This is a genomic window from Jannaschia sp. L-14R (genome assembly GCF_056857695.1).
Window position 1 is genome coordinate 736,713 of sequence record NZ_JBSXNP010000009.1, and the last position, 13,587, is coordinate 750,299.

14 protein-coding genes are annotated in these 13,587 nt (G+C 61.8%); 9 read left to right on the top strand and 5 right to left on the bottom strand.

Annotated elements, in window-relative coordinates:
* Nucleotides 1-26 precede the first annotated feature (26 nt).
* From AC13C2_RS08095 to AC13C2_RS08125, 7 genes are all read left to right on the top strand, one after another.
* Nucleotides 27-761 (top strand): transporter substrate-binding domain-containing protein, encoded by a 735-nt coding sequence (locus tag AC13C2_RS08095; protein ID WP_092764953.1) that lies wholly within the window; start codon nucleotides 27-29, stop codon nucleotides 759-761.
* Between the two features lie 82 nt (nucleotides 762-843).
* Nucleotides 844-1,746: an ABC transporter permease gene (locus AC13C2_RS08100; RefSeq protein WP_423787156.1), complete on the top strand. Its 903-nt coding sequence runs from the start codon at nucleotides 844-846 to the stop codon at nucleotides 1,744-1,746.
* Nucleotides 1,746-2,552: an ABC transporter permease gene (locus AC13C2_RS08105; RefSeq protein WP_424337595.1), complete on the top strand. Its 807-nt coding sequence runs from the start codon at nucleotides 1,746-1,748 to the stop codon at nucleotides 2,550-2,552. Before AC13C2_RS08100 ends, AC13C2_RS08105 begins: the two co-directional genes overlap by 1 nt.
* The gene (locus AC13C2_RS08110) at nucleotides 2,549-3,898 is read left to right on the top strand and encodes a glutamine synthetase family protein (protein ID WP_424337578.1); all 1,350 of its coding nucleotides are present in this window, start codon (nucleotides 2,549-2,551) and stop codon (nucleotides 3,896-3,898) included. The genes AC13C2_RS08105 and AC13C2_RS08110 overlap by 4 nt, the downstream gene beginning before the upstream one ends.
* A gap of 120 nt (nucleotides 3,899-4,018) precedes the next feature.
* A complete protein-coding gene (locus tag AC13C2_RS08115) occupies nucleotides 4,019-4,717 on the top strand; it encodes a type 1 glutamine amidotransferase (RefSeq protein ID WP_482886472.1) in 699 nt (232 codons plus the stop codon).
* Nucleotides 4,704-6,065, top strand: a complete 1,362-nt coding sequence (locus AC13C2_RS08120) for a glutamine synthetase family protein (protein WP_339646422.1) — start codon at nucleotides 4,704-4,706, stop codon at nucleotides 6,063-6,065. The genes AC13C2_RS08115 and AC13C2_RS08120 overlap by 14 nt, the downstream gene beginning before the upstream one ends.
* Nucleotides 6,062-7,333: an NAD(P)/FAD-dependent oxidoreductase gene (locus AC13C2_RS08125; RefSeq protein ID WP_482886474.1), complete on the top strand. Its 1,272-nt coding sequence runs from the start codon at nucleotides 6,062-6,064 to the stop codon at nucleotides 7,331-7,333. The genes AC13C2_RS08120 and AC13C2_RS08125 overlap by 4 nt, the downstream gene beginning before the upstream one ends.
* Nucleotides 7,334-7,716: 383 nt before the next feature.
* Here the strand turns inward: AC13C2_RS08125 and thyX are convergent, their stop codons facing one another.
* Nucleotides 7,717-8,640: an FAD-dependent thymidylate synthase gene (thyX, locus tag AC13C2_RS08130; RefSeq protein WP_482886476.1), complete on the bottom strand. Its 924-nt coding sequence runs from the start codon at nucleotides 8,638-8,640 to the stop codon at nucleotides 7,717-7,719.
* Nucleotides 8,641-8,745: 105 nt separating this feature from the next.
* On the opposite strand from thyX, the gene AC13C2_RS08135 reads away from it, so the two are divergent.
* Nucleotides 8,746-9,180 carry a VOC family protein gene (locus AC13C2_RS08135; RefSeq protein ID WP_339646435.1) on the top strand — a complete coding sequence of 145 codons (435 nt, stop codon included), beginning with the start codon at nucleotides 8,746-8,748 and terminating at the stop codon, nucleotides 9,178-9,180.
* Between the two features lie 144 nt (nucleotides 9,181-9,324).
* A complete protein-coding gene (locus AC13C2_RS08140; RefSeq protein ID WP_092764967.1) occupies nucleotides 9,325-9,822 on the top strand; it encodes a hypothetical protein in 498 nt (165 codons plus the stop codon).
* Between the two features lie 6 nt (nucleotides 9,823-9,828).
* Here the strand turns inward: AC13C2_RS08140 and AC13C2_RS08145 are convergent, their stop codons facing one another.
* From AC13C2_RS08145 to yajC, 4 genes are all read right to left on the bottom strand, one after another.
* Nucleotides 9,829-10,209 carry an Mth938-like domain-containing protein gene (locus AC13C2_RS08145; RefSeq protein ID WP_482886521.1) on the bottom strand — a complete coding sequence of 127 codons (381 nt, stop codon included), beginning with the start codon at nucleotides 10,207-10,209 and terminating at the stop codon, nucleotides 9,829-9,831.
* Between the two features lie 351 nt (nucleotides 10,210-10,560).
* Entirely contained in the window at nucleotides 10,561-11,526 is a 966-nt protein-coding gene (secF, locus tag AC13C2_RS08150; RefSeq protein ID WP_339646789.1) for a protein translocase subunit SecF, read from the bottom strand.
* Between the two features lies 1 nt (nucleotide 11,527).
* Complete coding sequence (gene secD, locus AC13C2_RS08155) at nucleotides 11,528-13,195, bottom strand: protein translocase subunit SecD (protein WP_482886478.1); 1,668 nt, start codon at nucleotides 13,193-13,195, stop codon at nucleotides 11,528-11,530.
* Between the two features lies 1 nt (nucleotide 13,196).
* On the bottom strand, nucleotides 13,197-13,517 hold the full coding sequence (yajC, locus tag AC13C2_RS08160; protein ID WP_092764973.1) for a preprotein translocase subunit YajC: 321 nt from the start codon (nucleotides 13,515-13,517) through the stop codon (nucleotides 13,197-13,199).
* Between the last annotated feature and the right edge of the window lie 70 nt (nucleotides 13,518-13,587).

Consider the following 13,587-nt stretch of genomic DNA (forward strand, 5'->3'; position numbering starts at 1 on the left):
GGGGGGCTCAACATGGAGAAAGCGATATGAAACTGATCCTGACTGCCGCCGCCTTGGCCGTCGCCGCAACGGGCGCATGGGCTGATGCCCACGGCAAAACCATACGCATGGGCACCGAGGGCGCTTATCCCCCCTATAATTTCCTGAACGATGCCGGCGAAGTCGACGGCTTCGAGCGCGAAGTGGGCGACGAGCTGTGCGCTCGGGCTGAACTGACCTGCGAGTGGGTAACGAACGAGTGGGATTCAATCATCCCGAACCTGACCTCGGGCAACTACGACACGATCATTGCCGGGATGAGCATCACCGACGAGCGCGAGGAAGTCATCGACTTCACGCAAAACTACTTCCCGCCCGCCGCCTCGGCCTATGCGGCGATGTCTGGCGATGCCGATCTGACGGGCGGCGTGGTCGCGGCCCAGACCTCGACCATCCAGGCGGGGTACGTGGCCGAATCCGGCGCGACCCTGCTGGAATTCGCCACATACGATGAAACCGTCGCCGCCGTTCGAAACGGCGAGGCCGATGCGGTTTTTGCCGACAAGGACGCGCTGGTCCCAACCGTCGAAGAGTCGGGCGGCGAGATGGTCTTTGTGGGCGACGATGTGCCGCTGGGTGGCGGTATCGGCCTTGGTCTGCGCGAATCGGATGACGAGCTGCGCGAGAAATTCGACGTGGCCATCCAGTCCATGAAGGACGACGGCAGCCTGAATGAGTTGATCGTGAAATGGTTCGGCGACGACGCCAAAGTCTTCGAATAAGACTCGAACAAGACAATCGGGGTGGAAGCACTCCCGCCCCGATTTCTGAAGGTTATACGAAGAAGACGTCCGAAACGGGCGCATGCGCCGGGGACATCTTACCATTTTCGCCTGCACGGACCCTGAAACGCTGTCCGGCCTGAACTGGCTGATCTGCTACCTGACGACGGGCAAGCACCTGTTGTTCTATGCCGCCTTTGGCACGGTCCTTCTGTTGCTGGCGATCACCGCGCCCGCCGCCATGGCCTTCGGGTTCGGCGGGGCGATGGCGGCGCGGTCACGGATCGCGCCGCTGCGCTGGTTTGGCAAGGGGTACATCGCCGTCGTGCGCGGTGTGCCCGATATCGCATTCTTTCTGTTCTTCGTGATCGCGCTGGATCAGGGCATCGAATATGTCCGCCACAAAATCAAATGTCCTGACTGGGATCAGCCCGTCCGGCAGGGTAGCGATTTTCTGGTTTGTCAGGCCGCCAAGATGCCCTTGGGTAACTCGCCGCAATGGGTTCACGAATCCTATGGGTTCGCTTTGGCCGTCCTGACATTCGCGATCGTCTTCGGAGCCTTTGCGGCCAACGTCCTGTTTGGCGCGATGGCCGCCGTACCGCGCGGTCAGGTGGAAACAGCCGAAGCCTATGGCATGACCGCTCGCCAGACGTTCTGGCGAATTACCGTGCCGCAGATGTGGATCTATGCCCTGCCCGGCCTGGGCAACCTGTGGATGGTTCTGATCAAGGCGACGCCGCTTCTGTTTCTGCTGGGGGTCGAGGATATCGTCTACTGGGCGCGCGAGCTGGGGGCCGCCAAGACACCGCGCTTCACTGACTATCCGCACCCGGACTGGCGGATGTGGTATTTTCTGGCGCTGCTGGTGTTTTATCTGGCCTTCACCCGCGTGTCCGAGATCGTCCTCGCCCGCCTGACCCGCCGTCTGTCGCATGGGCAGGCGACTGCAGGCGGTGAAGCGATGCGGCGGGCACAGGCATGATCGATTGTCTCGACACCATCGCCGACTATGGGCTGCGCAGTCTGGGATATGGCGAGCGTCTGCTGCCGCGCAGCGATTTCACGCTCTGTCAGCAGGTGACACTGATCGGGTCGGGTATGATCTGGAATGTCTATTTCGGCCTGCTGGCCCTGATTTCCGGGTTCGGACTGGCGACGGTGGTGGCGGTCGGCAAGGCCTCGAACAAACGCTGGGCGCGCAAACCGGCGGAATGGTTTATATTCTTGTTCCGGGGCAGCCCTTTGTTCATACAATTCTTCTTCGGATATTTCCTGTTCCTCTCGCTCAAACAGGTATCACCCGCCTTCGACGCCTTCGCCTCCGCCTGGGCCGGGGCGCTGGTCGTACTGTTTCTGAATACCGCCGCCTATACCGGCGAGATTTTCTACGGCGCGCTGCAATCCGTTCCAAAGGGCGACCAGGAAGCCGCCGAAGCATACGGCCTGACCGGCTGGCGCAAATTCCGGCGGATCACCTGGCCGACGATGCTGCGGCTGGCATGGCCCGCTTATACCAACGAAGCGATCTTCCTGTTTCACGCCACCACACTGGTCTTCTTCACCGGCTTCCCGGCAGTCCAGCAAAAGGGCGACGCGCTCTATTATGCCAGCTATTTTGCCGACAAGACGTTCAATCCCTTCGTACCCTATCCGATCCTTGCGGGGTTCTTCATCCTCTTGACCTTGTGCATTATCGCGATCATGGGCGCTGTGAACCGGCGCTTGAACCGGCACCTTCCCCAAGCCGCGACACGACGTCCCCGGCTGCTTCCCCAGATCATCCGATGACAGATGCCGCACCTGACGGCTGGCTTCACGCCAACCCCCATATCCATTCCGTTCGTGCCGCCGCCTGCGACCTGAATGCACAGGCGCGGGGCAAACGCATCCCCCGCCGCTTCGCGCACAAGCTGGAAACCGAAGGAACGCGGTTTCCCTTCTCGATCCTCAACCTCGACATCTGGGGCGAGGATATCGAGGACAGCCCGCTGGTTTTCGACACCGGCGATGCCGACGGCATTCTGAAACCCACTGAACGCGGCTTCGTCCCAATGCCGTGGCTCGACACGCCGACAGCCCTGTTGCCGGTCTGGATGTATCACCACGACGGGCGGCCCTTCGCAGGCGATCCCCGTCATGCGCTGGCTGCCATTTTGGCCAGATACGCCGCGCGTGGACTGACGCCCGTCGTGGCGACCGAGATGGAATTCTACCTGATCGACGACAGCACGCGGCAGCTGCGTGTGCCCAAGGCCCCCGGTTCAGGCAAGCGACGGCCGGGGGCCGAGACGCTGTCGATGCGGGCGCTGGATGCCTTCGATCTCTTCTTCACGCAGCTGTATGACGCCTGCGAAGCGATGGATATTCCCGCCAATACCGCCGTTTCCGAGGCGGGCATCGGCCAGTTCGAGATCGATCTCGCCCATCAGCCCGATGCCCTGAAGGCTGCTGACGATGCCTGGTTCTTCAAGCTGCTGGTGCAGGGTCAGGCGCGCAAGCATGGCTTCGCGGCAAGCTTTATGGCGAAACCCTATCCCGATTATGCGGGCAACGGGATGCATGTGCATTTTTCGGTGCTCGACGCAGACGGAAAGAACATTTTCGATGACGGCACGCCTCTGGGGTCGGATGCGCTGCGCCATGCAGTCGCGGGGCTGCTGGCTGCCGCGCCCGCGTCGACTCTTGTCTTCGCCCCGCACCTGAACAGCTATGACCGCTTGGTGCCCGACGCCCATGCGCCCACAGGGCTGAGTTGGGCATATGAAAACCGCACTTCGGCTATTCGTATCCCCGCATCGCCCAATGTCGCGCGCCGGATCGAGCACCGCGTATCGGGCGGCGACGTGAACCCCTATCTGCTGCTCGCGACGATTCTGGGCGCGGCCCTTCACGGGATCGAGGATGCGGTCGAACCGCCCGCTCCGATCACGGGGAATGCCTATGCACTGGATTTGCCACGGGTGCCGTCCAGCTGGCCCGAAGCCGTGGACCGGTTCGAGCGCGATCCCTGGACCGCGCGACTTCTGCCGCCTCCGCTGATCGCGAATATGGTCCTGACCAAACGACAGGAGATCCGCGATATCGAGGAGCTGTCACAGGCGGAGCGGATCGACCTTTATCTCGATACGGTCTGACATCGCCGATCCCGCAGGTCCGGGATGCCCTGCCATATCCGACACACTTCCACGCCGACATCTTGCGGCGCGCGCTGGCGAGGAATAGCCTGTGCGCAATCAGGCCAAAGGGCACTTTACATGAAAATCGGCATCCTTCTGGCCGGGCACACGCGTCCCCAGCTTCTGTCGACCCACGGCGATTTCGACGCGATGTTCCGGCACCTTCTGAAAGGTCATGGCTTCGACTTTGTATCCTATGACGTTGAGAACATGATTTTTCCGGACAGCGTTCGGGACGCCGACGGCTGGCTCATCACCGGGTCGAAGCATGGCGCTTATGAAGACCACGCCTTCATCCCGCCGCTGGAGCGTTTCATTCGCGATGCCTATGCTGCGGACGTGCCGATGGCAGGCATCTGTTTTGGCCACCAGATCGTTGCCCAGGCCCTGGGCGGTCGAGTGGAAAAGGTCGATCGCGGCTGGGCCGTGGGGCGCGCTGAATATTCGACTGCGGGTGGTGGATCGCTGGTGCTGAATGCGTGGCATCAGGATCAGGTCGTGGAGGTGCCGCAGGGTGCGATCTGCCTTGCCGGGAATGCGTTTTGCGAAAACGCCATCCTCGCCTACGGGGACCGCGTCTTCACTGTTCAGCCGCACCCCGAATTTTCCAACGAACTGATTGCGGATTACGTCGATATTTTGCGCGGAACGGGTGATTATCCTGATGATCGGATGGACCTTGCGAAGGATGCAACGCTCACACCGGTCGAAAATCCCCGGCTGGCCACTTCCATCGCCCGATTTTTTCTGACGAGGACAGCCAATGTCGACGCCTGACTGGATCAACCGTGCACCTCCTCATGTTCGTGCCTTCCTCGACGGGCGCAGGCTGGACGAAGTGGAATGTATCGTCGCCGACATGTCCGGCATCGCACGCGGCAAAGCCATGCCCGCCGCCAAGTTCGCCAAGCAGAAGCATTTCTATCTGCCCAACTCGATCTTTCAGCAGACGATTACCGGCGAATGGGCCGACGACGGCGACACCGCATTTCTTGAACCGGACATGATCCTGACGCCGGATGTCAGCACCGCCTGCGCCGCACCCTGGACGGCAGACTGGACGATGCAGGTTATCCACGACATGCACGATCAAGCCGGAGCGCCGGTCGCCACGGCCCCGCGCAATGTGCTGAAACGCATCGTCGCCCTATATGAAGCTCGCGGCTGGACACCTGTCGTCGCACCCGAAATGGAGTTCTATCTGGTTGCCCGCAACACCGACCCCACGCAGCCCGTCCTGCCGCCGATGGGCCGGTCGGGACGACGAGCGGCGGCACGGCAGGCCTATTCAATGTCGGCGGTCGATGAATACGGCAAGGTGATTGACGACATCTATGACTTCGCCGAGGCCATGGGTCTGGAAATAGACGGCATCCTGCAGGAAGGCGGTGCCGGCCAGGTCGAGATGAACCTGCGGCATGGCGATCCGGTCAAGCTGGCGGACGAGATCTTCTATTTCAAACGGCTGATCCGCGAGGCGGCGCTGCGGCATGACTGCTATGCGACTTTCATGGCCAAACCGATTCAGGACGAACCCGGATCGGCCATGCACATGCACCATTCGGTCGTGGATCAGGCAACGGGACGCAACCTGTTCGATGGTGGCGACGGCACGGAAACACCAGAATTCTTGCACTTCATAGGGGGGATGCAGAAACACTTGCCGTCGGTGATCGCGCTGTTGGCCCCCTATGTGAACAGCTATCGACGGTATGTCCGCGACTTCGCCGCGCCGATCAATCTGGAATGGGGACGCGACAACCGGACGACGGGTCTCCGCGTGCCGGTGTCAGAGCCGGAGGCCAAGCGGGTCGAGAACCGGATCGCGGGGATGGATTGCAACCCGTACCTAGGAATCGCCGCCAGCCTGGCCTGCGGATATCTGGGACTTGTCAACAAGATAGACCCTGCACCGCAGTTTGCCGGCGATGCCTATGACAGTGCCGACGGCATTCCCCGCGATCTTTCGACGGCGCTGGACCTGTTTGACGCGGCAACTGAGATACACGAGGTGCTGCACCCGCACTTCGCGTCGATCTATTCCGCCGTCAAGCGTCTGGAAAATGGTGCTTTCTTGCAGGTTATTTCGCCTTGGGAGCGGGAACATCTTCTGCTGAACGTATGACGTCGTGGCTGCACGCGAACGGCGATCGGAGGGTCTGGCCTGCGACATGGTATGCGGAAGGTGTCCAGTTTCCTGAACCTTTTCTGCCGCTTGAAGGAAGAGTGAAGGCTGACCTATGTGTGGTTGGCGCGGGGATCACCGGGTTATCTGCTGCTTTGCACGGTGCAAAAGCGGGAATGTCGGTGATCTTGCTTGAAGCTCAACGGGTTGGCTGGGGCGCTTCCGGACGGAACGGAGGACAGGTCGGCTCCGGGTTCAACTGGTCCCAACGGAAGCTTGCCGCGAAGCTGGGTGCGCAAAAAGCGCGCAAACTGTGGAACCTGGCGGAAGAAGCCAAAGCCATGACGCGACAGGTTGCGGCGGTGCGGCCGGGAGTTCTTCATACCGTTTATAATAAACGACAATTGCAGGATATTCAGGCCGAAAACGACTGGATGATGTCGCATTACGGGACCGATGCACGGGTTCTGGATGGCTCGGAGGTTGCCGACAGGATTGGAAGTCCTGCCTATGCGGGCGGGGTCCTGGATATGTCGGCGGGAGTTTGTAATCCGCTGGCATATACGCTCGCCTTGGTGCGGGCCTGTGTGGCGGCCGGCGTGACAATCCATGAGGGGTCTGAGGTTCATCGCATTGATAATAAACACGTTTACACGGCGAAGGGCGCGGTTACGGGGCGGTTCGTTTGCCATGCGACGAACGGGTATGGCGCTCATCTGATTGGAAAATCGGCGGCCCGGATATTGCCGATCAACAACTACATAGCGGTGACAGAGCCGCTGGACGTGCCGCCGATGCGGGAGCGGATGGCGGTCGCGGATTCTCGGTTTGTTGTCAACTACTTCTGGCAGACTGACGATGGGCGGCTGGTCTATGGCGGGGGCGAAAGCTATGGCAGGAAGTTCCCGGATCGGGCACGGATCGAGGCCAAGGTTCGGGAGAATTTGTCGCGCGTTTACAATGATTTGTCCGACGTTCGATTCAAGCATGCCTGGGGCGGGACGCTGGCGGTGACGGCGACCCGGCTGCCGTATCTGGCGGAAGTGGCTCCGGGCGTGTACTCGGCGGGTGGGTACTCGGGGCACGGATTGGCACTTTCCTCAATGTCTGGAAAGCTTTGCGTGGAAGCCATGCAGGGTGACAGGTCCCGGTTCGACCTGATGGCGGGCCTGCCTGTGCCCGCCCTTCCGGGGGGCCGGATGCTGGGCGGATGGATGGCGCAGGCGGGGATGCTCTGGGGCGCAACGCGGGACAGATTCCATGGGTGATGCACGGGTAATCTATGGGTGATCCGGGTCGGACGTTGCATAGGGCGGTCCGCGCCGCAGACGTGACCTTCGTGTTCTGGGGCGCTTCGGGTTTTAGGGGGTGAGGGCCGGTCCGGGCAAAGCCCGGATCGGATCGTCCAGTGGACGATCCGAAGTCCCGAACGCGGGGTCAGCAAGGATCGCGCCGGGGGTTTCTGGTTGGGTCTCTTGGGGTGGGGATTGGCAAGCTAATTTAGAAGTAAATTATTACCGCATCGTTCGCATCGCTGACGATGGCTGACTTTTCGCATCTTTCAAGAGGTCATGAATATCAGGCGCCAATTTAGCCGCACCAGCGCTTTTCGTCCTGTCTTCAAAACGCTCCACTGCACCGTTTCGCCCGGCTATGCCGGGTTGCGCACGACCCCCATAAACTCCCGCCATTCCCCCTTGCTCATCCCGCTCGTCTCCTGCGTCACATCCTCCCCGGCGACCATGCGCCGGACACACTCGACCCCCTTGCCGCTCAACTGCGCGCCGCCCAGCCGGTAGTCCTCGAACGCGCCGTAGGCCAGGGGCACCCAGTCCTTAACGATTTCGCAAATCTTTTCGGCATAAACACGAATCTCCATCTGGGCGTGCGGGTCGGCGCGCAGGCGGAGGAAGTGAAACAGATTGTGGAGGTCCACCTTCCAGTACCATTGCGTATAGATATTCGCGGGCAGGTTCATGCGCGCCAGTTCGCGGGCCAGACCGGCCTGCGGGGTTCCGTCGGGGGCGGTGTCGGAAATCATCGCCTCGTAGTGGTCATAGGCGCGGTCGGAATCGTGGCGCAGGTGGTCGAGAACGCGCTGTGCCTCCTCGCCCGAAAGCGCCGCGCCCCGGCCCTGATTGTTGACGACGGACTGGGCGGCAAGGTCGTCGGTGGCGGGAATATAGAATTCGCGGTCGAGGATCGAATAGCGGGCGGAGTATTCGTTTACGTTGGCGGTGCGATGCCTGATCCACTGGCGGGCAACGAAAACCGGCAGTTTGACGTGCAGCTTGATCTCGCACATCTCGAACGGGGTCGAGTGCCAGTGCCGCATAAGGTAGCGGATCAGGCCCTCGTCGTTGCTGACGGCCTTGGTGCCGCGCCCGTAGGAGACGCGGGCCGCCTGGCAGATCGCTGAATCGTCGCCCATGTAGTCGATGACGCGGACGAAGCCGTGATCCAGCACGGGGTGAGCGGTATAGAGATGTTCCTCCATTCCCGGCACGGTGGCGCGGCGTGTCTGATGCGATTGCGCGCGCTGGTCGTCGATTTCGGCCTGTTGTTCCGGTGTCATGTCGTCCCCCGTCGATTCTGTCGCCTGAGGTTAGCGCGGCGTTTGAGGGGTTGCACCGGGGGTCGGTCGGATTACCGTCTGCGCTGTCACCGAAAGGAAGCGAATATGTCGATCAAGTATCTGCACACGATGGTCCGCGTGAAGGATCTGGACGCGTCACTGGCGTTTTACAAACTTCTGGGGCTGATTGAGCGGCGGCGGAGCGAAAACGAGGGTGGCCGGTTCACTCTGGTCTTCCTGTGCCCACCCGATCAGGCAGATGGCCATGCCGATCTGGAGCTGACCTACAATTGGGACGGCGACGATGCCTTGCCGGACGACAGTCGTCATTTCGGGCATCTGGCATACACGGTCGACGACATTTACGCGACCTGCGCCGAGTTGCAGGCGGCGGGCGTCACCATCAACCGCCCGCCCCGCGACGGCCACATGGCCTTCGTGCGCAGCCCCGACAATGTGTCGATCGAGTTGTTGCAGGCCGGCGACCGGAAGCCCCCTGAGGAGCCCTGGGCCAGCATGGAAAATACCGGCAAATGGTAGGAGCGTTATAAGGTCGGTAATTGTGGCGGCGTTCGGGCGAAGGTTCGGACGTTGCCTCGCATTTGTCTCGAAATGAATCAGAAGCGCGCATTTTCGCGCCAAATTCTGCGCTCATCCATGAGTCAACGACATGGAGCTGTTCAGATGCAAAAGATCACCGACTTTCTCCGCTGCGAAACCGGCGCCGTCGCCGTCGATGGTGTTGTTTTGATTGCCGGCGCGACCGGTTTGGCGATGGCCGCGATGGCTGCCTATTCGGATCAGCTGAGTCTGGTTTCCTTCAACGTCGGAGCCGGGGTCCAGCAGCGGGAAACACGGCCCTCGTATGCCTATGTGCCGCATGATGGGTTGGCATACAGCGCCTATACCCAGATGATCCTGGCCCTGCCCACGGACGATCTGGGTGTGTTGTCGGCCTGGGCCAATTCAGTGCGTGCCACGCGGGATCAGATGACCGATCCGGCTGCGATTGCATTCTTCGACGACTTCGACAATGCGATCACGATCTCGCATGCGCGCCGATATATATCGCGAGACACCGGCACGGAATTTTCGCAGGACGAATTCGACCGTGTGGCAGATGCCATCGGGATCGGTGCCGGGTATTACGCGGGCGGCGGCGTCAACTACTACGCCGACTAGGGTCGGTCAGGCGGGCGCGTCGCCGGTCGGCCCGACCACGGGCAGAACGGCCGCGGCAACGCGCCGCCCTTCCCCCATCAGAACATTATAGGTGCGGCAGGCAGCCGGGGTGCTCATGACCTCAAGGCCGATGCCCACTCCTTCGACAGCGGTGCGCAGGTCGCCCGGCACATGCGCAACCTCCCGGCCCGTGCCGACAAGCGCCACATCCACCGCATCGGCCAGCCGCGTCAGCGCCGCGGCGTCGGCATAGCCGTCCCATGACGACAGACCACCGGCGTGAAGAATCAGCGCGCCATGATGCACCTCTCCTCCGACCCGGAAAAAGCCGGGGCCGTAGCCATCGAAGGGACGGGCATCGTGGAAGGTGACTTCTGTCAGGTTCATGACAAACTCCGGATTGATTGCGGCGGCGAGCGCGGCACCCGCGATAATGACATGGGCCGTATGCAACAGGCCCGGCCCTGCGAAGGTCTGGAACGACATGCGCGTGTTACATTGAAAGCCGGATCGGGCGCAATCAGTGCCGCGCCAAGCAAAACGGTGCGGACGCCTGCCGGGCCGCACCCGAGAGTTCAGGCGAAGATCGCCTCACACCGCCAGACATATCGGGACATTCGCCCTGATTCATCGCTGGTGCCAAGACATCGACATACAAGTCAGCCGCCCAGGCAAATCCTCGCCAAAGGCGCAGTCGCGGCAGTCGATTCAGATCAGATCGCCAGACGCAGCACCGCTTCAGGCGTCGATGTTGGCGAACTGGGTTCCGGCGTCTGAGGGTTTCTTGGGGTCACGGTCGACGCCCAGCATCAGCACGACGTTCTTGGCGACATAGACCGACGAATAGGTGCCGACGATCACGCCCCAGAAGATCGCGAAAACGAATCCGCGGATGACGTCGCCGCCCAGAACCAGCAGGGCGATCAGGGCGATCAACGTGGTGCCCGAGGTCATCAGCGTGCGCGACAGCGTCTCGTTGACGGACTTGTTCATCACATCGATCAGCGGCGTTTTCTTGAACTTGATCAGGTTTTCGCGCAGCCGGTCGAAGATCACAACGGTATCGTTGATCGAATAGCCGATGATGGTCAGCAGCGCGGCGATGGTCGCCAGATCGAAGCGAATCTGCAGCAAGCTGAATATCCCGATGGTCAGGATCACGTCATGGAACAGGGCGGCGACCGCGCCGACCGAGAACTGCCATTCGAATCGCAGCCAGATGTAGAACAAAATCGCGATCAGCGAGGCACCCACGGCGAGGAGGGCTGTCGTCACCAACTCGCCCGAAACCTTGGGGCCGACGGATTCGACCGATGGGAAGGTGATCGCCGGATCGACACCCAGCAGCGCGGATTTCACGTCAGCGATCGTTTCAGGCGTCACCGATTCAGCGCCATCCTGAACCTGTATACGAATCTGGGCCACGTTTTGATCGGGCGCGAAGGTCGGGTCGAAAAGCTCGGTAATCGCGATGTCACCAAGCCCCAGCGGGGTCAGCGCGTCACGGTAGACGCCAATATCCACGGATTGCGTCGATTCCGTGCGGATGGTCGTCCCGCCCAGGAAGTCGATGCCGAAGTTCAGGCCGACCGCAAGCCAGATGATCACCGACGCAATCATGGCGATGATGGAGGCACCGAACGTGTAGTGCCGCCAGCGCATGAAATCCCAGTTGGTGTCTTGCGGAACGAGTCTCAGGCGCATGTCAGACCTCGATCTGCTTGGGGCGGCGGCGTTCGAACCAGAGCACGATCAACAGGCGCGTCACGAAGATCGCCGTGAAGACCGAGGTCAGGATGCCGATGCCGAGGGTCACCGCGAAACCGCGCACCGGGCCGGAGCCCAGCGTGAACAGGATCACGGCGATGATGAAGGTGGTGATGTTGGCGTCCACGATGGCCGAGAGCGCGCGTTCATAGCCCAGCGCGATGGCGCGGGCCGGGCCGCGCGCGGTCTTGAGTTCCTCGCGGATACGTTCGAACACCAGAACGTTGGCGTCGACCGCCATGCCGATGGTCAGCACGATACCGGCGATGCCCGGCAGGGTCAGGGTGCCGCCGATCATCGACAACACGCCGAAGATCAGCGCGATATTGATGCCCAGCGCAATGGTCGCGAAGGTGCCGAACAGGCCGTAACTGGCGATCATGAAGACAACGACGGCGGCCATGGCGACCAGCGAAGCGATCTTGCCAGAATCGATGCTGTCCTGTCCCAGTTCGGGGCCGACGGTGCGTTCTTCGAGGAAGGTCATGCCGGCCGGCAAGGCACCCGCGCGCAGCAGGATGGCCTGGCGGTTGGCTTCTTCGACGGTGAAGTTGCCGGTGATCTGGCCTGATCCGCCGGTAATCGCCTCGCGGATCTGGGGGGCCGTGACGACTTCGTTGTCGAGAACGACGGCAAAGAGTGAGCCGACATTTTCGGCGGTATAGACCCCGAAGGCCCGCGCGCCGGACGGGTTGAACCGGAAGGTAACGGCGGGGCGGCCATTCTGATCGAAGGCCGGTTGACTGTCGACAAGGTCGTCGCCGGTGACGACAGCATCGCGTTCGAGGATGTAGAACTGCCCCGGATCGTCCAGGGCGGGCAAGACGATCTGATCGCTTTCGACACGCTGATCCAGACTGGTCGCATTGCCGCGAACGGGGTGGAAGGTCAGCTTGGCTGTGGTGCCGATCAGCTGCTTCAACTCCTGCGCGGAACCGATACCGGGCACCTGGATCAGGATACGGTCGGTGCCCTGACGCTGGATCGTGGGTTCGCGCGTTCCTGCCTCGTCCACACGGCGGCGGATGATCTCCAGCGATTGCGCCATGGTGCGGTCGTCGGTTGCGGTGCGTTCGGCCTCGGACAGTCTGACGGTGATGGTGTCGCCCGCGCCGGACACCTCGATATCGTTCTGGCCGACACCGGTCAGCGAAACGATGGGCTGCGCCAGATCGCGCAGGGCGTCGGCGGCAACCTGCAACCCGTCCGGATTGCTGATGCGGACGCGCAACTCGTCGGCGGGTGCGGTGCGATCCCGCTGCACGCCCCCTACCTGATCGCGGAGCGGGCGCAATGCATCGCGCACTTCGGGCCAATAGCCGTCGATGCGGCTGGCGTAGACGTCCTCGAGCTGAACTTCGGCCAGAAGATGCGCGCCACCGCGCAGGTCAAGGCCAAGATTAACAACGGCGGAGGGCAGAAAATCGGGCCACTGATCCAGATCGGCCTGGATCTCGGGCGTGGTGGCGGCACCGCGTTCGATCGCGGTGACGGCATCGTTGTAGCGCTCGGCGCGGGTGTAGAAGACATTGGGCAGCGCCACCGCCAGGCCCGCGAGGCAGACGAGCAGAATCGTCAACCGTTTCCAGAGCGAGAGTTCCAGCACGTCAGGCGGCCGGATCAGTCTTGGACAGGACCTGCGTGATCGTGGCGCGGACGATGCGGACCTTCACGCCCTCGGCGATCTCGACCTCGACCTCGGCGTCGTCCTTGACCTTGGAGACCTTGCCGATGATGCCACCCTGGGTAACGACCTGATCGCCCCGACGCAGGGCTGCGACGATGGCCTTGTGTTCCTTGACCTTCTTCTGCTGCGGACGGATCAGCAGAAAATACATGATCGCGAAAATGGCGATAAGTGGAATGAAGCTGCCGAATCCGGCGGCGACACCACCGGCGGCCTGGGCGTAGGCGGGGGTTGCGAACATGTGTGGTCCCTTGCGTGGTTGTGCGTCTTTCGGACGGTCGCGTCGCGCCCCCGTTGAAAGTGGCGGCAAC